Source organism: Secundilactobacillus kimchicus JCM 15530 (genome assembly GCF_001433995.1).
GTDB classification, from domain to species: domain Bacteria; phylum Bacillota; class Bacilli; order Lactobacillales; family Lactobacillaceae; genus Secundilactobacillus; species Secundilactobacillus kimchicus.
In genome coordinates this window covers 38,172-58,586 of sequence record NZ_AZCX01000009.1, presented here as the reverse complement: position 1 = coordinate 58,586, position 20,415 = coordinate 38,172, and the positions used below count along the sequence as shown (strand labels likewise).

Sequence of the window (20,415 nt, the reverse complement as noted above, 5' to 3'; positions counted from 1 at the left end):
CCTTTGAGCAGTGGGTGCGACGTTTCGAGTATCCACGGTTGGTCCCCCTTAATGGACAAGCGTATCGCCAATTGGCCGTACGTGTTTGAGGTGGCGTGAGAACGTCACAAAAAAAGGTGGTACCGCGCAAAAGCGCCCTTGATGTTTGAACATCAGGGGCGTTTTTCTATTCGGTAATCTAAAACTGGGAGTGTGATTTTAATGGAATTCGCAATGATTGGTGCAGGTGCAATGGGACTTCGTTACGGGATTTTACTGCAGGAGGCGGGCAATGACGTGACGTTTATTGATACTTGGGAACCACACATTGATAAGATCCGCGATCAGGGCGGCGTTTATGTCTCTCGTGACCACCAAAACCGCCATTTAACGCCAATTAAACTGGAGACCCCAGAATCTTATAGCGGGGATCCGGACATGTTTATCTTCTTTACTAAGCAGATGCAGCTTCAAGATTATCTTGACCGGTGTGCGCATTTCTTCAATGATCATTCGTATGCCTTTACGGCGATGAACGGAATGGGTCACATCGAAAAGTTACAGCGGTACTTTGCTGACGACAAGATTATTGCCGGGACAGCGCTGATTGCGACCGTATTAAACGGTCCCGGAGATGTGGATTTCATGGGGAAGCGGGGCGCTGGCAAGATGAATATGGCCAACTTCACAGAACAGCCGGACGAGATGACCCACCGGTTATTTGATGAATTAGAGAAGGCCCAGATGCATCCAACCTTAACGACCAATTTCAAAGGGACACTCATGACGAAGGTGATTTTTAACTCGGTGATCAACACACTATGTACCATGTTTGAGATTCAGATGGGCGAATTGGGAAACTTTCCGAAGGCCTATGATCTCGGACGGCAGTTGATTGATGAGGCCTACGATATCTGTGAAAGAGCCGGGATTCAGCTAGTGTCGACCCGCGAGGAAGAAATGACCGCGCTTGACATCAACACCCGAATCGATATGCCGCTACACTACCCATCGATGTATCAAGATATGATTCACGACCGCCCAACCGAAGTGGACTACATTAACGGCTACATTGCCGACCTTGGTCGCCAGTACCATTATGAAGCTAAGACCCACCGCTTCTTAACCAACTTAGTCCACCTGGCTGAATATCATCGGGCAAATGAAAAAGCTGCCCACGAGGCAGCTTCAATTCAGGCGGCAACGTCAACGGCCAGTTAAAGGCCGTATACGCCCAGCGGTTGGACCGTGAAAACCCTGGCCATTTCAGTCAACGTGGCCTGGAGGTCGTCAAGTTGTGCGGTTGTGCCAGAAATTTCAATATAGAACGAATAAATCCCCATTTTCTGCTTCGTTGGTAGGGACATGAGTGTTGCTAAATTGAGCTGGGCCCGTTTGGGATACCCCAAGATCTCGTAGAGGGTCCCCGGATCGTCAGTGGGCGGCGTTACAAAAATGGGACACTTAAACTGGTTGACAGCAGCTTCAAGCGTGGTATTAGCCGCCAGGGTTGTTGGCGATTTTTTGAAGATGGTGAACCGGGTAAAATTATCAAGCTGGTCGGCCACGTTATCACGCATGAGCGGAAACGCATTAAGCGCCATTTGAGACTGTGGAATAATCGCAGCATCGCCTGGCTTTCCGTGCTGCAATTTTTCAACTGATACCATGTTACTTGACGTGGTGATAATTTCAGCGTTGGGCAAACTGGATAGCAGGTTCTGACACTGGCCCTCCGTTTTGAATTGAACGTACACCCGCTTGATAGCCGATAAGGAATCAGCTTGAGCAGCGAGGCCAAAGTTCACTGGGATCGTTGTTTCGCCGATAATGGTCACGGCTTCCGATTGAAGTCGTTGCAACGTGGCCATGACGAACCCGTCAAGCTGGTTTTCGATTGGCAGCAAACCAATACCGTCTGGGGCCACAGCTTGGTACACTTGCTCAAAGGTGGCGTGATAATCAATCGTTGCGGTTTGATGAGTGGTACTTAAATACTGGTGGGCGGCTGCATCGGCAAAGGTGCCTGCGGGCCCGAGAACAGAAAATTTCATGACAAACCTTCCTTGTTGAAAAAAATTGTGTGCAACTTAATTGCACTAGAACCGAAAACGTGCGACACTGTACGCATAAAGAGAAGGGGGTATTTCCATGATTAGACTTGAAATGGATGATAAGGTCCAAGCACGACTCAAAGCGCACATGACCGCGCCGGACGACCAGTTAATACTGGACTTAGACGACGGGGTCGGGAATTACTCAAGTGTGGGTAATTGTTCGCTCGACACGAGTTTTCAACTCTTGATCGTGACCAAGGAAAACCTCGATCCAACGTATAACGCTGAAGTTGCTAGCCCGCTGGGTCCGGTTTTTATCAAGGATTACACGACAACCTATATTGAGGGCTCCCCCAAACTAGACCTCAATAAATACGGGATGATTCGGCTAAAGACACAAGCGGGAACGGTGGATGAGAGTGTTGCCATCAAGGATTACCCCGAAGTGGTAGCAGCGGCGGGAAAGACGCATGATTGTTAGGGTCAGAGTGTGAGCCAAGGCGGTATGCCTTGGGGAGCGCGTTTCGAACACTGAGCTAAGACCCGCATGCTAGTTGCTTTGTTCTTCTCGAGCCTCAAAAGAAAAACACCAACCAGAAAGACTGATACTTCGGTATCAGTCTTTCTGATTAACTGAAAAATAATCGGTTAAGCTGGCAATCAGTAACTCAATCATGTTGAGGTAGGCTGAAATTGAGACGAATTCATCTACTTGGTGGGCACTGGTATTACCGGGTCCCACGACCAGCATTTCGGCCGTGGAATTTCGACGGCGGAATTCAGAGGCGTCCGTTCCCAGTGACACACTGATGGTGGGCAAGTCTAACGGCTCAGCAAGCGTTGTGTGGGCGTGGTGTTGAAGGAATGGTGCGAAAGTGAGGGGCGTGCTGTTGGCTACCGGAACCTCGCTTTGTTCGACCGTTAGCTCCAAGTTCATGTCGGGTTGCTGATTGAGCTCGTCGATGAGGTGCGAGAGACGGTTGATGAGTTCCGAGTTGGGCAACTCGGGAATGGTGCGCACTTTGACTTGTTCGTAAGCGATGGCCGGGATACTGTTGACCTGCGTGCCACCGTGGAAAATATCGGGGGCGTAAATGGTGGCTCCCAACTCTGCACTCGTTTCCATTAAATTAGCATACAGCGCTTTTTCGGCCTGATAGTAAGTGATTAAGCAGTCCACTGCGTTGATTCCCAAGCCGGGCATTGAACTGTGAGCTGCTTTTCCATGGGCCGTGACCGTGTATGTCATCCATCCCTTGTGAGATTGGAAAATAAAGTGTTGCTCCCGCGCCTGCGTCGTTTCGGCGGCCGCCAATAAGGCGTCTAGGGTGTTGTGATCAATGCGGGCAGCACCACTGTCAAAATACGCTGGCAGCTGATCAATTGCCACGCCAGTAGGCTCAGCAAAAAGGAGAACATCTAAATCATCAGCGTATCCTTGATCAGCTAGTAATCTAGCGCCTTCTTCGGTTAGCTCCTCGGAGATGGTGCCTAAAAACCGAATAGTACCATGCCGGGGCAAGCCGGCCTGTTTGAGTTCAATCATGGTAATCACAAGTTGGGCAACGCCAGCCTTCATATCACTAGCACCGAGCCCACGAAGGGTATCAGCGTCGATAACTGCCGAGTAAGGCGACGTTGTCCACTGGGTCTCATCACCAGGTGAGACGGTGTCAAAATGCCCGGAGAGGCCGATTTTTGGCGCTTGGCCGTCGCCGATTTCGGCCACGAGGTTACAGCGCCCTGGAAATTGAGTAATCTTGGACGCTTTGATGCCGTATATCGCAAATAACTTTAACAGGTAATCGGCAATTTGTTCTTCGTGATTATTGGCGCTATCAATGGCGATCAGGTCAGCCACGATACGAATCTTTTCCGCTGTTTTCAAATCGGGACCACCTCGTCGGTCAGAGTATGTTACCTGGTTTCTTCATCGTATTTTAATCTTACCATACCCATCACCCAAAAGCAGTGGATTTGCGGGTGAAATCGGGTCAAAAAAAAGAGCGATCAAATGACCGCTCTTTTTTTGACTCGGTGGGCTGGCTGGCCCTATACGTTTAAGATCTTATTTAAGAAGTCTTGCAGGCGAGGGTGCTTCGGGTGGCCGAATAACTCATCGGGCGTGCCTTCTTCTAGGATCTGACCGTCATCAACGAAGATGACCCGGTCAGCGACTTCTTTGGCAAAGCCCATTTCGTGGGTGACGACCACCATGGTCATCCCTTGCTTAGCTAAGTCCTTCATAACTGCCAAGACGTCACCGACCATTTCGGGGTCAAGGGCACTGGTTGGCTCGTCAAACAACATGACATCAGGCTTCATCGCAAGGGCGCGGGCAATCGCAACCCGTTGTTGCTGCCCACCAGACAGCGATTGAACCCGGGCGTCAAACTTAGATTCTAAGCCGACCATTTGGAGGAGCGAGTGGGCGTGTTCTGTGGCTTGTTTTGGCGCCTCTTTCTTGAGCTCAAGGGGGGCTAAGGTGATGTTTTCACCCACTGTTAAGTTGTTGAACAAATTAAAATGTTGAAAGACCATCCCGATGTTTTCACGGACCTTATTAATATCCGTATCCGGTTTGGCGATATCGTAGCCATCAACGACGATCGACCCGCCAGTCGGTTCTTCCAGCTTGTTAAGTGTGCGCAAAAGGGTACTTTTCCCGGAACCAGAAGGGCCGATGATGACGACGACTTCGTTATTTTTAACTTCCAGATTAATGCCCTTTAGCACAGCGTTGTCGCCGTAGTTTTTAACTAAATTGTCAACTTTGATCTTTGCTTTGGTTTCGCTCATATTTTTGTTCTCCTTTGTACCCAGTTAGACAGCCAAGTGAGCAGGGTGATCACGACGAGGTAAATGACCGCAACGATGGTCCAAACCTTGAAGCCTTCGAGGTTTCTGGCGATGATGATTTTTCCGGTTTGGGTGAGTTCCAAAAGGCCAATGATGGAAAGAATCGACGTGTCCTTTAAGGTAATAATGAACTGATTAATGAAAGATGGCACCATAATTTTGATCCCTTGTGGCAGGATGACTTTTCGCATCGACTTACCAAATGGTAGTCCTAAACTTCGAGCTGCTTCCATTTGGCCATGGTCAACCGCATTAATCCCACCCTTAACGAAGGCTGCAATATAGGCCCCTTCGTTGAACATCAGTGTGATAACCCCGGCCACAAAGGCGGGAATCTTTTGACCGGTTAAGCTTGGAATTCCAGTGTAGATGAACAAGGCGAGAACTAGCAGTGGCAAGCCTCGGAAAATATAAATCAGGGTTGTTGAGGCGCCATTAATGAACTTGCTTGGCACAACGCCCATTAGCCCGACAATGACCCCGAAGAGGGTGGCAAAAAAGATTGACACAACGGTGAGCCAGAGGGTCTCAACAAACCCATCCCACAGGGCGCCCTTATTTTGCTTGAGGAGTCCAAGGAAGCTACGGTCATCGGCTGGTTTGGCCGTGCTGTCTTTACCTAAGTAGCGTTCGGTAATTTTGTCGTATTGGCCGTTCTTTTTTAAGTTCGCTAATCCGCGGTTAAAAGCGGTCAAAAGCGCTTTATTTTGGCCCTTTTTAACGGCAAATCCATATGAGCCGCTTTCAGCTGGTTTAGTGACGATTTTTAGCTTGGAACCCTGTTGAATGGCATAGCGCATCACGGGCGAATCTTCAAAACACGCAACGGAGTTTCCCGTCGTGACGTCTTCGTACATGTTGTTTGAATCATCAAAAGTGACCACTTTAAAGCCGTACTTATTTTTGATACTGTTAGCGTAATCAGCGCCAGAGGTCCCGGTTTTAACGGCCACCCGCTTGCCTTTTAAGGCATTAAGGTCGGTAATCTTGCTGTTTTTTGCAACAGCCATCACGACGCCAGAGGTGAAGTACGGGTTAGAAAAATCAAAGGTTGCAGCGCGTTCTTTGGTGATGGACATTCCGGCAATCACGCCGTCAATCTGGCCGGACTGGGTCGCTTGGACGGCCGCATTAAAGCCAAGGGGTTTAATGTTAACCTTGAACCCCTGATCCTTAGCGATAGCCCGCATGAGGTCCATATCGATGCCGACGTATTTATTTTGATCGTTTGCAAATTCAAACGGTGGGAACGTCACGTCGGTACCAATCGTGTAGGTTTGCTGCGTCTTAGCGGATGCACTGGAATAACCCAATCCTAAACCTAAGGCGAAGAGAACGGCCACAAAACTGAAGACCGCAAAAAGACGACGTTTCATAAATTGCCTCCTGACGTCATGTTAGAAAACGTGACATTAAATTTTATGAGAATATCATAACAGAGAATTTTACGGATGTATAGCTTAACTTAAAATTATTTTAAGTTAAAGGTTATAAGAGAATCCTTATAACATTAAGGATTGTGAAAAAAATTGAGCCCAAACACTTGGCGTTTGTTCAAATTGGTATACCTGTTTCTGCGGTCAAAAATGACGCATTTAACTGGCTTAAACCCTCAGCAACCAAATTAAAACCCGCAATCCAGTGGGGACGGACTGCGGGCAAGTTGAAGGATTAACCGAAGTGGTTTGGCAAAATAGGTATTAGTCGGTCACGTTGACGAAGACGGCGCCGAGGCCTTTATCAAACGTGGCCTTCCAGTTCCCGTTCGTTAATGTTTCGGGTAGCAAGAATGTGCCACTCGACACGCGTTGACCGGCCAGAAGTGGCATCCCCTGGGCTTCGAGTTTGTCCACCAACCACTTTAGTGAGTTGAGTGGATTGCCGAGGACTTCCGAAGAAGCGCCATCCTTTAGCTTTTGGTCGTCATGAAAGAGTTCGCAATAGACGTTGGCTAGGTCATCGACATTTTCGAAGAGCTGGTCCGTGTCCATTTCGGTGCCGTATACAACGTAGCCACCGACTGCTGCATCGGCCATGACCATGTATTTAGAGAGGCTAGGGAACCAGTCGCTAAACCGGGAATCCGGAACTTCGACAGCTGCGGCTACTTTGGTTTTATGGAAGAGATCAGTGAGACTGTCGCGACTTGAGAGGCGTTCCTTGGCGGTGAATAACATCTCTACCTCAGCGAGGGGGGCCATCAATTGCGTACTAAGATGTAAGTTGGCCGGCGATTGGACAAAACGACTGGCGACTTGGGCGCCGTAAAGCGGGGAGTCGGAATCAAACATGTCTTGAGTTTGCTTACTAGTTAGTGAGACTTTGTAACCGCCAACGTGTTCGTTTTTCTTGGCAGTCAGTTCACGCTGGACCTCATAAGCCGTTTGCTCGTCTTCGACCAGTCCCGTGTAGTCGGCTTCAACTAACGGTTTTCTAGTCTGATAGGCGTTAAATAAATCATCGACAAAGGCTGCAGTTTGTTTTGGTAAAACGGGTTGGTTAACTAATTGTTCACTCATGGGCGAGACCTCCAAATAGGTTTGATTAGGTTTTGGTACTATGTGTGGGCTCGCCAGAGCCAAATTGCAGGAATGGCGAGCCAAATGAGAAAGGCACTTCATTAACTATGTGTGATGTGATAACTAAATCGATATGTTGGCTTAAAATCTGAATGTCACTGTCATCTGAACTTTTAATACCAGCTTCCATTTGACCTCACCTCCCTTAATGTTTATTGGTGACCCACCACTACAAGTCATGTGTGGTTCGCCACTCTTTCGATAAAAAAACGCCCTTAACAACAGACCTCTTGCTGTTAAGGGCGTTCAATAACGCGGTACCACCTTAGTTTGTAGTGCAATAATTGCACTACCTCTCACGTACGGCATTGCTGCGATACGCTAACACTATAATGGGTGTCCCCAGCACGATCTACTTTTGGTTCGACGTGCGGCTCGGAGTGGATTCCCTGAACTTCTTGGTCGTTGCTTTTCATCAGCCAGCAACTCTCTGACACCAATTCAGTGAGGGGGTACTCGTCATTGCTTTTTATCTAAATTTAATGATTGGTGTTACTCTAACCCCATATTCGATGGAAGTCAACAGTTTTATTAAAAATAAATGAGATTTTTTTAATCGCTTAGCGTCCTTAGGTGGAATGGTCCGTTCCATGGTATAATAACGCCGAATAAGAGATGAAGGCGAGGGGCGAATATAGTGAAACTATCTAGATTTATACTTGGATCAGCTATCGGTTTGGTCGCCGGACTATCGACGATTTACTTAACGAATCAAAAAAAGGCCCAAGCACCAACTTGGATGCCAAATGGCCGATTATTTGATGATTTTTCCGGTGTTGATCTGACCGCATTTGGCGTTCACGTCACCCAGGCAACAGCAGATGAGAGTGCCGTTGTGCTTGCGCAAGATGACCAGCAGTACTTCCGTGAGGGCGTGATGACGACGCCGGCATTCAGTTTGCCAGAATTTAAACATCTCATTATCTCGTGGAATGCACTGACGCCGCCGAAGACGTCCGTAGAAGCTCAGGCTCGTGTCTGGGTAAACGGCCACTGGTCCGACTGGCATAGTTGGGGGCACTGGTCAACGAACCTGAATAGTGCCAGCGTTGAAGATGATATTAGTGATCCTGAAGTAACAGTGGATACAGATACGTTACGGGTTTTAACTGGGACGGCTGATAAGGCCCAGCTCCGGGCTATTTTACGGTCTAGTGACCCGTCACAAACACCGGTGTTGAAGCTTCTTGGGGCCAGTGTTGATCCGGTTTCAACCGATTTAAGAAAGGATCCGCGGCCGATTTCGATTGACCGCGTTTTGCCGGCACCTGCGTACTCGCAAGAAATTCGAGACCCTCAGTTGGCCCCGGGGATTTGCAGTCCAACGACGATTTCGATGGCGGTTAACGCCCAATCAGCTGATATTTTACCAGAGGAAGCGGCACTTAAAAATTACGATACCAGTTACGAAGGTTTTGGTAACTGGGCCTTTAGTAGCGCGCTAGCGGGTAGCATGGGCTACGAGGCGTTCACGGTTTATACGGACCTCAACGGCCTTCGACGACAGATTCAAGACGGATTTCCAGTCGGCGTCAGCGTCCGGTATACCAATGATACAACGCAAACGGAATTACCCTACGTCGAGAACGCACCGGGCGCAACTTTTGGCCATCTATTGTTAGTCACTGGCTTTACTCAAAAAGATGGTATTGAGTACGTGGCGGTCAATGATTCATACGCAGCAAGCGATGAAACGGTTAGCCGACTATATCGGCTTGATCAATTTGATGCGGCTTGGCAGTCTCGAGTTGCCTACATTGTTCGGGCACCTTATAACGGTTACGAACAGATCATGCAACCGGTGCGGTTTGCGGTCGACGTGACACTGGCAAGTGATCAACAGCACCTTGAGATTCGGCAAGGCGGCGCTGCTTTGACCATGGCACCACAGCCAACGACTCAACCCGAGGCGTATGCGAAGTCAACGACGACGGTTCTCGCAACGTTTGACGATGCCACACCAGCCGCCACGACTGCGGCGTTACCGATGACTTATTTGACCATTGATGAATCAGGGCGGGTGGCCTTTGATTTGTCCGAAATTAAAGAGCGCCACCCGCTGGCAACTTCAATGACACTGTACGTTATTCGGATGAGCCAGCCGACGCTAACCGGAACGTTAGCCCTTTAATGATGTTTAACGAACAATCAGCCGCCCGGGGCACCTATTCCCGCTACGACGCAGTGGGGCCGCGGCCAATTCACTTCGTTGTTATCCATGCGACGCAGCTTGACTATTTCCAGACCGTCGAGCGGTTCACGACTGATAACGGGGTTAGCGCGCACTATTTAATTCGGCACCATGATGGGGCGGTCACCCAATTTGTGAACGATCAAGACGTCGCCTGGCATGCCGGAAACTGGGCGATGAATGCCATGTCGATTGGGATTGAACTCGAGGCCTTCATTGATCAACCAGCACCATTTTCGATGGTTCAATTACGGGCCCTGGTGCGGCTGTTGACGAGTCTCACAGATCAATATCAGATTCAACGGGATCGGGCGCATATTATCGGCCATGATAACGTGCCTGCGCCGACGGCCACTTCAGCCCCGACCATGCACACCGATCCAGGGTTGCAGTTTGACTGGGCATGGTTAATACCACAGCTAGGTGTGATCAATCCGCGTCTGCTGCCGCCGGTCATCGGGCAGCCAATCGTGAGTTTAAAAAATACCGTCTCGTTATATCGGCAGCCAGATCAGCAGGCCCCACTCACGACTGAGGGGCCTGCGTGGACCCGTCAGTTGAGTTATGGCCAACTGTTTGAGTGTGCGGCCCTTCGACCGGACTGGATCGGTATTTGGTACAATGGCAAGCTCGCCTGGCTTCAGGCTGAAGCCGGGATTGGTCGCCCAGAAAGTGGCTTACAAGAGGCACCACTTAGCGGGCCAATCTCGGTGACTAGTGGCCCCCAAACGGCAGCCGCTAAACTGGCTGACCTCCCAGATGAATACCGAGCAGTCGTGTTAGATCACCTTAAAGGGCCAGAGCTGGTCGATTGTGCGGGGCATATCGAACTGGGACCAACCCGCTCAGCACAGCTAATCTGGCTGAACCACCGGTTAGGATTTGTCCCGGCCAGCAGTTCGCCTATAAATTAATGATGGACATCTGAGGCACGACTTGTCTCAGATGTTTTTTGTGAGCGATGAGGTTGGGGATAAAAACCGGGAAAGGTGAAAGCGAGTAGTCCCAAGGGGATGTTAAGAAGATCGTGGCCTGAAACGAATAAGATAATGAGCCATACCGTAATTAAGAAAATAGCGTAGGCGGTAGCAAACCACTTTGGAATAGTAATGCTACGGTAGCGCCGAATGAGGAGCATGGCATACGGAAAGGCCATAATAAGAGTGGCCCCCGCAAGGAAAAGATGTAGGATGGCTGGTGTTTTAACCAAGTAGTGCGCTGATAAGATACTACTGTAAATTAGAAAGTAAAGCGTGAATTCGGCCAATCCAGCTGGTTCATCTCGATCAAACATTTTTGTCCAAAAATTTGTCATTACTGTCATTAAAAAGACCACCAATCAATAAAATGGGAAAGCAAGTTTACTTTGAAGGTTTAGAGGACTGAAGACAAGCTAAGTCTCGTAGCGACGCGTGTCTACCGTACATAGACAACTTTCGATAGGCCGACTTTTAAGCCGGTGATGCGGTAAAATAGCAGTTAGGAGTGGGGGATGAAAATGCAAACATCAGAGAAAATAAAAGCATGTCGGAAAACCTTAGGGTTGACCCAGCAAGCATTGGGCGATGAATTAAGTGTTTCTCGGAAGACGATTTCAAGCTGGGAAACCGGTCATAGCTATCCAGATGTCGGCAGTCTTATTCGACTCAGTGAGATCTTTCAAATTTCACTGGATGATTTGCTGAAAGACGATCGACTCGTGGATCACTATAACAGTCAAGAAAAAGTTGGCTTGCAGAATCAGCGGATGCTTTGTGTGACTTGGTGTTTAAACATTATTCTGGTTGTCATGGGCTACGTCAATCTGTTTCGACCTTTTAATGTCCACGTCCCCTTCCTAACCAGCGCAGTCTTTCTCAACTGGTTTATTTTGGCAACTCATTATGATCGGTGGGCAAATTTTCGCCGGATTAGGTGGGGACTGGGTGCAGTCGCAACGATGCTAGGGGTGTACGTCATAACGGCGCTGACAACAATGGCTGTACCTTTACCGGCTAAACGGCATAGCGTTGCCTTTTTTGCGGGGCAACAAAGTAGTCACTATGCAGCAATAATGGTGCTCTCACTTGGGGTGACGAGTCTACTTTGGATGTGGCCGGGGCCAAAAAAAGGTGATAAATAAACTATCTTCTGCGGGTTTTACAAGGTTTAAAGATGTAGGTCACTGCATAAATAGCCGAAACTTGGGAAAACAACACAAAATTTTCATACTTTAGCCATATTTACTTAACGTTTAACCGTTACACTAAACTTAAGGAAAAGAAAAAATTCACAAAATTACCATCAGAGAAGAGGAACGCCTATGGCTGCGCAAACTCAAAAAATTAATGGCATTACGTTAACGGCCCTTGTGGTCACGTCATCCATTGGGTCTGGTATTTTTGCGTTGAGTAGTGATCTTGGCAGTGCTGCGGCTCCTGGGCCCGCTTTAATCGCCTGGGGAATTGTTGGTTTTGGGATTTTGATGTTAGCGCTTTCTTTGAATAACTTGCTTAACAAGCGCCCGGACCTCGAAGGAATATTTTCCTATGGTAAAGCCGGCTTTGGTAACTTTGTTGGGTTTATCAGTGGCTGGGGTTATTGGATGTCCGCTTGGCTGGGAAACGTGGCCTTTTCAACGGTATTTATGAGTACCTTAGGCTACTTCTTCCCGGTTTTTCAAAGGGACAATAGCGTACCGTCGGTCATGGTCGCAAGTTGTTTTGCTTGGGGATTGACTTTCTTGGTTAATCGCGGGGTTGAAAGCGCTGCACTGATGAACGGCATTATCACGATTTGTAAGCTGATTCCAATTTTTACGTTTATTGTTGTTGCCATTATCGTGTTTAACGGCCGGATTTTTGCCACCGAATTTTGGAGCAACATGGCCGGCCCCGTTACCGCATCCGCGGTTTGGGGGCAAATTAAAGCCTGCATGATGGTGATGATGTGGGTCTTTGTTGGGATTGAAGGGGCGACCGTTTTATCCGCTCGGGCAAAAAGCCGGCAAGTCGCTGGGAAAGCAACTGTGGTCGGAGTTTGTTGCCTGCTGGTCATTTACGTTTTAGCCTCAATCCTACCGTATGGTTATCTGACGCAAGCCCAACTGACGGCGTTACCCAAGCCCGCGATGACCTACATTTTTGCGGAGATGGTAGGCCCATGGGGCGGTGCCTTTATCAGTATTGGCCTACTCATTTCCATCTTGGGTGCCTGGCTTTCATGGACGATGCTGCCGGCTGAAACAATGGATCTTATGGCTGAGCAGGGACTATTACCGAAGCGGTTTGGCCGAAAGAATCGGCATGGTGCGCCAACGTTAGCGTTGATGGTGACAGGCGCGATGGTGCAGGCCTTCTTAGTGATTTTGATTTTTGCCGAACGCGCTTATGAATTTGCTTACAGCCTTTGTACGGCTGCGGTCGTCGTTTGCTACATGATCGTTGCAGCCTATCAGATTAAGTATTCGTGGCAACACCGACTTGAAAAGGGCAATCGGGTCCAATTACTGATTGGAATTGGGGCGTTAGCCTTTGAATTAGTCGGCATCACCCTAGCTGGTCTCCAATATCTGCTGATTTGTCTGGTTGTTTATATTCCAGGAATTGTCTTGTACATGATGACCCAAAAGCAACAACTGGGTTATTACTGTTCTAAGATGGAACTGTCGGCGACAATTCTGATTTGCAGTACTGGCGCTGTGACCCTGATTTTATTCTTCCTGGGTCAGATTCATTTGTAAACTTAAAAAGCCGTTTGGAAATTAATCCGAACGACTTTTTTAATAGGCAATCGTAATTTTTAGTGAGAGGGCGTTGTTTGTTCATCGAACGTTTCATGAGCAGCCGCCATTTTTTTGTTTTCTGCTGGTTTCAAGTGGAAGAAGGCGTAAACAACCACGACCAGAAGGATCACAACGCCAGCGGTAAAGATCAGGTCCCAAGGCATCCGGCCCCACATTAATCCAGAAACAAGTGGTTGATGGTAGAAACTTGTGAGTCGCGCATGCCAGTAACCGTTTGTGAGCGCATCTTTAAGCTGAATGTAACCAACCGGCATGAGCGTGGCAAAGACCATACCCGCTAAGCCAACATTAAGCGCGATACAGGCCCATTTGACCCATTTTTCAACTTTTGGCGTCCAAACGGATTTCTGGCTGATGTTACGCATGACGTATAGCAGAATGGCAATTGAAAACATCCCATATACACCGGCCATTGAGCCGTGGGCGTGTGCAGAGGTCCATTGGGTACCATGTTCAAAGTAGTTAATGGCAGGTGCGTTGATTAAAAAGCCAAGGGCGCCGGCCCCAACCGCGTTCCAGAGACCAGTTGAGACGAGGAACATGAAGGTTCCCTTATATGGAAAGCTTCCGGTGGTGTCGCGATAAACCCGATAGTGAGTGTAGGCTTCCCAGACTAAGAGACAAAGTGGGATAACTTCAAGAGCTGAGAAACAAGCCCCTAAGGCTAACCAGATTGAGTGGTCGCCTTCCCAGAAGTAGTGGTGCCCCATTCCAATGACGCCAGTTCCCAACAGCAACGTAATTTGAAAGTATAGCGCCCGAACCGTTGAGCGAACGGTTGTGAGCTTCATGTCAACCATGAGGTAGCCAATGAGAATGACCGCAAATGATTCGAAAATGCCCTCAACCCAGAGGTGGACAATCCACCAGCGCCAGTAATCGGCAAAAGTGACGTGAGAGTTAGGCATAATAAACAGGGAAGCCAGGTAAAATGCTGGAATGGCGATGGAACCAAAGAATAAGAGTGTCACTAATCGAGTTCGATCAGCCCCTTCTCCGGCCATTTTACGGCGCATCGCTGGTACAAAGCCACGCCATAGAATGAAGATCCATAAAAGCATCCCAATAATAAAGAGAATTTGCCAAAATTTACCCATTTCGATATATTCCCAACCGGAGTGGCCGAATAGCCACCATTGTTTCTTAATAAAGCCAAGAATATCGCCCCATTCGCCTAACATGCTGCCCCCGACGACAACAATCAGGGCCCAAAATAGGGTATCGACAAGGATTCCTTGGCGCTTGGGTTCCCGGCCCAGAACGCGTGGTACGATATAGATTCCGGCCGCTAACCAACTGGTAGCAATCCAGAAGATAACCAGTTGTAAGTGCCAAGTTTTGGCTAAGTTAAATGGCCAGATATTTTGAAGTGGGAGTCCAAAAAATTCGTTTTCTACGTAATAGTGAGCCATGAGTTCGCCCAGCATAATTTGAATTAAGAAGAGCACCATCACAATGACGAAAAACTTGGCTACTTTGCGTTGACTCGTTGTAATTGGTTGGTCAGGATCGATAAGTGGCATCCCGGCCTCCGTCGTATAAGTTGCCTGCATATCGAAATGATAACGGCGTTGATAGTAGATAACAACACCAACCCCGGCGACTAAGAAGGCAACGGATAGGGCCGTCCAAATCATGGCTTCGGCCGGCATCGTGTTACCCGCCTCTAAATCGTAGGGCCAATTATTGGTATAGGAAAAGTTTCTGCCTGGCCGGTTTGTCGACGACATCCAGGCACCCCAAAAGAAGAAGCTGCTAAGTTGATTCACTTTATTACCCTTAGTCAAGAAATTGCCTTTTTCCTGTAGTTTAATCATGTTTTCGGGTAACCCAGCTTGTTTTGGGTTATTAATAAATGCTTTTCGGTAGTAGGCTTGCATAGCTCGTAATCCTGCAACCTGGGCCGTGGTTAAGGTCAACGTCTGATCAGATTGAGAATAGCGATTCTCACGTATTTCGTGGCGTGTTTTCCCAATAATGCCCTCTCTTTTTATTTCGGATAATTGCTTGAAAGGCTGGTGATAAAGCTTCTGCGCGTAGTAGCTGTGCATGCCTTCAATGTAGTGGTGAAGCGCCTCAGCTGTATAATCTGGTCCTAAATAAGACCCGTTCCCTAAATAAGTGCCGTAATCAGTTAACCCGTATTTTTCATAAACGGCTTGGCCGCTGACCAAAGTCTTTTTTGAAATTAAAACGTTCCCCTGTTGGTCAACAATTTGAGCTGGTCGAGGTGCTTCATTTTTGAAAATAAGCCAACCACCGGCTAGCAATATTGAAAATACAACGACGAGCATTCCCACGAGTACTTTTGTGAGTCGTGAGTAAGGTTTGCGTGTTGCCATTTTATCTGCCCCCAAATTAAGTATAGTGATAACTCATTTAATAATATTTGAATATTCTAAAAATGTAAATACGTTTTTCTAATTAATCAATAATCATGTGATAAAAAGTGTGAGTGACCTAAATTGTTGCTCATTGTTCGACCTAGCTTCTTGATGGGTAAAGCCTGGGATTCCAAACAGATAACTCAAATAAACCCGATTCAGCGCTATAAACAGCTGAATCGGGTTTATTTGGGTCAATCTAGAATCTCTTAAGGGTGGTCACTCACGTCTCAAGCGGGCTATTGGTTAAAATCAGAAATCCGCTTAAGCAGCAATTGGTTATGGTTAATCTTCGCAAACGCCGCGGCATCGTTAAGATAGCCCTGAACTGTTGCGAATTCGGCGCCCTGAGCCTTGGCATTTTCAGCTTGCCGGAAGCAAATCCGTGCGACGTAGTATGTCACGTGGTTATTGGCACAGATCTCGTAGCCGTAGTCTAACAGTGGATCACTGGTTTTATAATCCCCAACGTGGGCAAAATATTCAGCCGTATAAAACAACATGTTGAGGGCCCGCCAGATGGATTTGTTGTCCTTGAGTGGCAGATCGTGCAGGTGGTCTAACACTTTTTGGAAGAAAAACTCACCCTTCGTGTGCTCACCGTTACGACTATATGCGACACCGCTACCCGTATAGGCGAGTAACGTGAAAATCGACCGATGGTTATCATCAAGGTCGTTTAAAATCAAGTTAAAGTCGTACAGGGCATCCGCAATTGGGCCGCCGGTTAATGCGGTTAAATAGCCTCTAACAAAGTAAAACTGCATCTTTCCTTCCGTTGTCAAATCATCAAAAGTGACCTGGGCCAGGTCTTTTTTTGCGGCCTCGTACTCGCTGGTAATCAACGTGAATTCAGCCGCGTCCAACAAGTGATTAGCCTTTGATTGAGCCGGCGGATTGACCGGGAAAACGTCGTCCAAAGTAAGGTTGAGGCGAGCACATAACTGAGTCAGAATGCGAATCGCGGGAGCCTTGCCGGAGTTTTCAAATTTACTTAGTGTTGCCTGGGTACAAATGCCCTCACAGAGTTCTGCTTGTGATAATCCGCGACTTTTGCGGGCACTAATGAAGCGGTCGATATTCATCATCATCATTCCATTTATTTTTAATTTGAATATAGTATATCAGAAAAATGGGTTAAAATGAGGCCAACGTTTTATATAAAAATGGAATATATAGAGACGGACGTTGCCAAATGATCACAATTCTTGTCAATATTTCAGCGAGGTCACAATCTGATTGCAGCGACACACAGTATTAATCCCGATGAAATTGCCCTGTTACGCTCATGACATGCGGCTCAGTTAAGATGGAGACTATTAACTAAGAGACGAAGGAGTGGCCATTTTTGAAGTTTAAACAACTAAGTAGAATCGTTTTAGGGGCGATTGCAGGGGTAACATTGATGAGTGCCATCATTGTTGGCGGTTCGCAGCTGGCACATGCAGAGAGCGCAGCGGTCGTCACAACGAATAAAAAGATTGCCAAAACAGCCATGGTCGCAAAACATCATTCAGGCGATATTCAACGCATCAAAGTGAGTGGGAAAACGGCCAGTATCGGTTCAGCGATCCACCACTTAAAAAGCTATTCAAAGACCACGTGGCAGGCGACCCGGAAGCTTAAGGTGTCGGAAGACGGTCAGTCGACGACCTACTACTACGTTCGAAACACAAAGGGAACCGTTGCGGGGTTCGTTAAAGCAAGCGCCCTCAAAAGGGGCACAACAGCTACGACGTTGATTGGCACGGCGAAAAGTCAGCTTGGTAAGCACTATCGTTACGGCGCAGTGGGGCCCTATACATTTGATTGTTCTGGATTGACGGGCTATGTTTTCAAGAAGGCGGCCAACAAAACGTTGCCAAGAACTGCTCAGAGTCAATATAGCCACCATTCCCATGTTAAAAAAGCCAGTTTGAAGAAGGGTGACCTCGCCTTCTTCGGGAGTAATGCCATGAGTATCTCTCACGTCGGCCTGTACATCGGTGGCGGTAAAATGATTGATGCTCAAAATCGGGGTGTGATCGTTGAAAACGTGAGTGCACCATGGTGGCACGTTGTCGGCTATTCCCGGCCAATGACGGTGACTCAAGTTTAATTAAATCAAAGAGCGAGTGACGACAATCGAAGGGGATTGTCGTTTTTTTGATGAGAAAAATTTTAAAATAAATTAGTGTTCAATCCACGTTTTATACATAAAATAACTTATATATCCTAACTTTATACAAAATTAGCGATAAAAATGATTAATTTACAAGAAAAACTTGCATTTTTAAATTTATGAGAATATAGTGAGTCCCATACTAAATTTAAAAGATGAGGTGACGAAATGAACGTTGGAATTGTTGGGGTAACCGGCTACAGTGGCCAGACCCTTTTTCGATTGTTGGCCGCCCATCCGGCAGTCGATCAAGTAAACTTGTACGGCCATGTTGATGAAGGAAACGGTCCTGTCCGCTACCTTGATGAAGAAGTTCCGATGTTTTTTGGCCACCACCTGCCACTAGAGCCCTTTGATGCAGCGACGATGATGGCAGCTAACGACGCCGTTTTTTTTGCGACCTCTGCCGGGGTGACGAGTCAATTAGCCGGCCCGTTTATTGAAGCGGATTTTCCGGTGATTGATTTATCGGGCGACTACCGGTTACAGGACCCAGAGGCTTATGCCCAGTGGTACCACAAAACACCAGCCAGTCAGCTGAACGCGGCTAGTTACCAATTAGCAGATCTTGGCGCACCCCAGACCCACTACGTTGCCAATCCAGGATGTTACGCTACCGCGACGCTCCTAGGGTTAGCGCCGTTAGTTCAACACAACTTGGTGCAACCTGACAGCATTATCGTCGACGCAAAGTCGGGAACTTCGGGGGCCGGCAAGAAGTTGTCGCCGTTGACGCATTTTACAGAGGCCAACGACAACTTGCAGGTGTATAAATTAAACGCTCATCAGCATATTCCAGAAATTGTGCAACAGCTCAAGCAGTGGGATCCAGCGATTGAGTCGATTCAATTTAACACGACGCTGTTGCCAATTACGACGGGGATTATGGCCACGATTTACGCAAAAGGGGTGCCCGGGTTAACCGAGGCCTCAGTGGTTGACGCTTTTCAAGTGACTTACCAAGATCATCCGTTTATTCAGTTAATGCCGGGTCAGATGCCCGATATCAAGATGGTGATTGGCACGAACAACTGTGCCTTAGGGATCAGTTTCAACGACGTGACCAACACCATCATGGTTGTCAGTGTTATCGATAATCTCGTGAAGGGGGCTGCGGGGCAGGCGGTCCAAAACTTTAACGACCTATTTCAGTTAACGGAAACGGCAGGGTTACCTACTTTGCCGGTTCTGGCGTAAGGAGAACTCACCATGAATAATCCAACAGAACAATTACAGCTCACAACGTTTCAATGGCCACAGGGATTTTATAGCGACGGCATTGCCATTGGACTTGGCGCTACGGCCAAAAAAGACTTTGGCTGGCTGGTCTCGGTGGCCCCTGCTGCTGCGGCCGGTACCTATACGACTAATAAATTCCAAGCGGCGCCAACGGCCCTCACTAAAGCGACTATCGACAGTCATCATCAGCTCCAAGCGGTGGTGGTCAACAGTGCTATCGCAAACTCCTGTACTGGTCAGCAGGGGGAAACTGATGCTTTGCAAGAACAGACGTGGATTGCGGATAAGTTAGACATTGCCCCACACCTTGTTGGCGTTGCCTCGACCGGTTTAATTGGGGCCACATTGCCCATGACCAAGATTCAAGCCGGGGTGACCCAATTGCAGCAGACGACCACGATGGCTGTGACGGAAGCCGTTTTAACAACGGATAAGAAACCCAAAACGGCGAGTGTCCAGGTGCTGGTAAACGGCCAATTAGTGACAATTTCTGGTTTTGCGAAAGGATCGGGGATGATTCATCCCAAGATGGCAACGATGCTGGGATTTGTCACGACGGATGCCGCGATTACTGGCGACTTGTTGCAAACAACGCTGAGTCAAACGGTGGATGAAACGTTTAATCAAATCACGGTCGACGGCGATACGTCAACCAATGACATGGTTTTGGCGATGGCCAATGGTCAAGCAGGGAACCAACCGTTGACTCAGGCGACCGATACTGATTACGCCACATTTAAGGCGGGTTTCTCGCTGGTCTTAAAGGCCCTGGCCCAACAAATTGCCGCCGATGGTGAAGGCGCCACGAAGCTGGTCGAAGTCAACGTTTCAGGAGCTGAAACGACTGCTGATGCGCAACGGGTGGCAAAAGCTGTCGTGGGCTCAAACCTGACTAAAGCCGCGTTATACGGTGAAGATCCGAACTGGGGCCGAATTATTGCGGCCGTCGGGATGGTTGATGCGCAAATGGCTGTTGATCACGTGGGAATTTGGATTAACGGTGCCCAAGTCGTTGCCCATAGTGAGGGGACAGCCTTCGATCCTGAGGTGGTCTCGAAAGCCATGCAAGGGCCTAAGGTCACCATTCAGGTTGACCTTGGCGTTGGGGTGCAAACCGGACAGGCGTGGGGCTGTGACCTCACATACGACTACGTTAAGATTAACGCGAGCTACCATACTTAG

Annotated in this window: 18 protein-coding genes and 1 other annotated feature; of the genes, 9 read left to right on the top strand and 9 right to left on the bottom strand. The window is 48.1% G+C overall.

The genetic code is table 11. The features are described 5' to 3' along the window. The first annotated feature begins 201 nt into the window (after positions 1 to 201). Positions 202 to 1,200 (top strand): ketopantoate reductase family protein, encoded by a 999-nt coding sequence (locus tag FC96_RS10050; protein ID WP_054659942.1) that lies wholly within the window; start codon positions 202 to 204, stop codon positions 1,198 to 1,200. Here the strand turns inward: FC96_RS10050 and FC96_RS10045 are convergent. After that, entirely contained in the window at positions 1,197 to 2,033 is an 837-nt protein-coding gene (locus FC96_RS10045; RefSeq protein WP_056942902.1) for a prephenate dehydratase, read from the bottom strand. The two genes, FC96_RS10050 and FC96_RS10045, sit on opposite strands and share 4 nt — an antisense overlap. Positions 2,034 to 2,130: 97 nt before the next feature. Here FC96_RS10045 and FC96_RS10040 point away from each other — a divergent pair, with 97 nt between their 5' ends. Continuing rightward, positions 2,131 to 2,517 carry an iron-sulfur cluster biosynthesis family protein gene (locus tag FC96_RS10040; protein ID WP_056942901.1) on the top strand — a complete coding sequence of 129 codons (387 nt, stop codon included), beginning with the start codon at positions 2,131 to 2,133 and terminating at the stop codon, positions 2,515 to 2,517. Positions 2,518 to 2,652: 135 nt separating this feature from the next. Here FC96_RS10040 and FC96_RS10035 read toward each other — a convergent pair whose 3' ends face one another. The 5 genes from FC96_RS10035 to FC96_RS12945 form a co-directional block, all read right to left on the bottom strand. After that, the gene (locus tag FC96_RS10035) at positions 2,653 to 3,924 is read right to left on the bottom strand and encodes a M20/M25/M40 family metallo-hydrolase (protein WP_056942900.1); all 1,272 of its coding nucleotides are present in this window, start codon (positions 3,922 to 3,924) and stop codon (positions 2,653 to 2,655) included. 164 nt (positions 3,925 to 4,088) lie between these two features. Continuing rightward, positions 4,089 to 4,835, bottom strand: coding sequence for an amino acid ABC transporter ATP-binding protein (locus FC96_RS10030; protein WP_056942899.1), 747 nt, complete (start codon positions 4,833 to 4,835; stop codon positions 4,089 to 4,091). Then, on the bottom strand, positions 4,832 to 6,271 hold the full coding sequence (locus FC96_RS10025) for an amino acid ABC transporter substrate-binding protein/permease (protein ID WP_056942898.1): 1,440 nt from the start codon (positions 6,269 to 6,271) through the stop codon (positions 4,832 to 4,834). Before FC96_RS10025 ends, FC96_RS10030 begins: the two co-directional genes overlap by 4 nt. A 324-nt stretch (positions 6,272 to 6,595) precedes the next feature. After that, entirely contained in the window at positions 6,596 to 7,414 is an 819-nt protein-coding gene (locus tag FC96_RS10020; RefSeq protein WP_056942897.1) for a 2-keto-4-pentenoate hydratase, read from the bottom strand. A 25-nt stretch (positions 7,415 to 7,439) separates the two neighbouring features. Continuing rightward, positions 7,440 to 7,604 carry a hypothetical protein gene (locus FC96_RS12945; RefSeq protein ID WP_156403216.1) on the bottom strand — a complete coding sequence of 55 codons (165 nt, stop codon included), beginning with the start codon at positions 7,602 to 7,604 and terminating at the stop codon, positions 7,440 to 7,442. 105 nt (positions 7,605 to 7,709) lie between these two features. Next, positions 7,710 to 7,946 (bottom strand) — a binding site (T-box leader). A gap of 165 nt (positions 7,947 to 8,111) precedes the next feature. On the opposite strand from FC96_RS12945, the gene FC96_RS12785 reads away from it, so the two are divergent. Together FC96_RS12785 and FC96_RS10010 are read left to right on the top strand one after the other, a co-directional pair. Then, the gene (locus FC96_RS12785) at positions 8,112 to 9,605 is read left to right on the top strand and encodes a C39 family peptidase (protein WP_202813027.1); all 1,494 of its coding nucleotides are present in this window, start codon (positions 8,112 to 8,114) and stop codon (positions 9,603 to 9,605) included. Next, a complete protein-coding gene (locus tag FC96_RS10010) occupies positions 9,605 to 10,579 on the top strand; it encodes an N-acetylmuramoyl-L-alanine amidase (protein WP_056942896.1) in 975 nt (324 codons plus the stop codon). Before FC96_RS12785 ends, FC96_RS10010 begins: the two co-directional genes overlap by 1 nt. Here FC96_RS10010 and FC96_RS10005 read toward each other — a convergent pair. Then, positions 10,576 to 10,989: a hypothetical protein gene (locus tag FC96_RS10005; protein WP_056942895.1), complete on the bottom strand. Its 414-nt coding sequence runs from the start codon at positions 10,987 to 10,989 to the stop codon at positions 10,576 to 10,578. The two genes, FC96_RS10010 and FC96_RS10005, sit on opposite strands and share 4 nt — an antisense overlap. Positions 10,990 to 11,163: 174 nt before the next feature. Here FC96_RS10005 and FC96_RS10000 point away from each other — a divergent pair, with 174 nt between their 5' ends. Both FC96_RS10000 and arcD read left to right on the top strand, forming a co-directional pair. Next, complete coding sequence (locus FC96_RS10000; protein ID WP_056942894.1) at positions 11,164 to 11,787, top strand: helix-turn-helix transcriptional regulator; 624 nt, start codon at positions 11,164 to 11,166, stop codon at positions 11,785 to 11,787. A 180-nt stretch (positions 11,788 to 11,967) separates the two neighbouring features. After that, complete coding sequence (gene arcD, locus FC96_RS09995; protein ID WP_056942893.1) at positions 11,968 to 13,386, top strand: arginine-ornithine antiporter; 1,419 nt, start codon at positions 11,968 to 11,970, stop codon at positions 13,384 to 13,386. Between the two features lie 59 nt (positions 13,387 to 13,445). Here the strand turns inward: arcD and FC96_RS09990 are convergent, their stop codons facing one another. After that, complete coding sequence (locus FC96_RS09990; RefSeq protein WP_056942892.1) at positions 13,446 to 15,791, bottom strand: nitric-oxide reductase large subunit; 2,346 nt, start codon at positions 15,789 to 15,791, stop codon at positions 13,446 to 13,448. 281 nt (positions 15,792 to 16,072) lie between these two features. After that, positions 16,073 to 16,918, bottom strand: coding sequence for a helix-turn-helix domain-containing protein (locus FC96_RS09985; RefSeq protein WP_156403215.1), 846 nt, complete (start codon positions 16,916 to 16,918; stop codon positions 16,073 to 16,075). A gap of 263 nt (positions 16,919 to 17,181) precedes the next feature. Here FC96_RS09985 and FC96_RS13285 point away from each other — a divergent pair, with 263 nt between their 5' ends. The 3 genes from FC96_RS13285 to argJ all read left to right on the top strand — a co-directional run bounded on the left by FC96_RS13285 (position 17,182) and on the right by argJ (position 20,415). Next, positions 17,182 to 17,931, top strand: coding sequence for a C40 family peptidase (locus FC96_RS13285; protein ID WP_420835113.1), 750 nt, complete (start codon positions 17,182 to 17,184; stop codon positions 17,929 to 17,931). A gap of 231 nt (positions 17,932 to 18,162) precedes the next feature. Beyond that, positions 18,163 to 19,191, top strand: a complete 1,029-nt coding sequence (gene argC / locus FC96_RS09975) for an N-acetyl-gamma-glutamyl-phosphate reductase (protein ID WP_056942890.1) — start codon at positions 18,163 to 18,165, stop codon at positions 19,189 to 19,191. Positions 19,192 to 19,203: 12 nt separating this feature from the next. After that, positions 19,204 to 20,415, top strand: coding sequence for a bifunctional glutamate N-acetyltransferase/amino-acid acetyltransferase ArgJ (gene argJ / locus FC96_RS09970; RefSeq protein ID WP_056942889.1), 1,212 nt, complete (start codon positions 19,204 to 19,206; stop codon positions 20,413 to 20,415).

Coding starts and splice junctions, on each gene's coding strand:
- FC96_RS10050 (WP_054659942.1), top strand. CDS start 202: ATGGAATTCGCAATGATTGGTGCAGGTGCAATGGGACTTCGTTACGGG.
- FC96_RS10045 (WP_056942902.1), bottom strand. CDS start 2,033: ATGAAATTTTCTGTTCTCGGGCCCGCAGGCACCTTTGCCGATGCAGCC.
- FC96_RS10040 (WP_056942901.1), top strand. CDS start 2,131: ATGATTAGACTTGAAATGGATGATAAGGTCCAAGCACGACTCAAAGCG.
- FC96_RS10030 (WP_056942899.1), bottom strand. CDS start 4,835: ATGAGCGAAACCAAAGCAAAGATCAAAGTTGACAATTTAGTTAAAAAC.
- FC96_RS10025 (WP_056942898.1), bottom strand. CDS start 6,271: ATGAAACGTCGTCTTTTTGCGGTCTTCAGTTTTGTGGCCGTTCTCTTC.
- FC96_RS10020 (WP_056942897.1), bottom strand. CDS start 7,414: ATGAGTGAACAATTAGTTAACCAACCCGTTTTACCAAAACAAACTGCA.
- FC96_RS12945 (WP_156403216.1), bottom strand. CDS start 7,604: ATGGAAGCTGGTATTAAAAGTTCAGATGACAGTGACATTCAGATTTTA.
- FC96_RS10010 (WP_056942896.1), top strand. CDS start 9,605: ATGATGTTTAACGAACAATCAGCCGCCCGGGGCACCTATTCCCGCTAC.
- FC96_RS10005 (WP_056942895.1), bottom strand. CDS start 10,989: ATGACAGTAATGACAAATTTTTGGACAAAAATGTTTGATCGAGATGAA.
- FC96_RS10000 (WP_056942894.1), top strand. CDS start 11,164: ATGCAAACATCAGAGAAAATAAAAGCATGTCGGAAAACCTTAGGGTTG.
- arcD (WP_056942893.1), top strand. CDS start 11,968: ATGGCTGCGCAAACTCAAAAAATTAATGGCATTACGTTAACGGCCCTT.
- FC96_RS09990 (WP_056942892.1), bottom strand. CDS start 15,791: ATGGCAACACGCAAACCTTACTCACGACTCACAAAAGTACTCGTGGGA.
- FC96_RS09985 (WP_156403215.1), bottom strand. CDS start 16,918: ATGAATATCGACCGCTTCATTAGTGCCCGCAAAAGTCGCGGATTATCA.
- argC (WP_056942890.1), top strand. CDS start 18,163: ATGAACGTTGGAATTGTTGGGGTAACCGGCTACAGTGGCCAGACCCTT.
- argJ (WP_056942889.1), top strand. CDS start 19,204: ATGAATAATCCAACAGAACAATTACAGCTCACAACGTTTCAATGGCCA.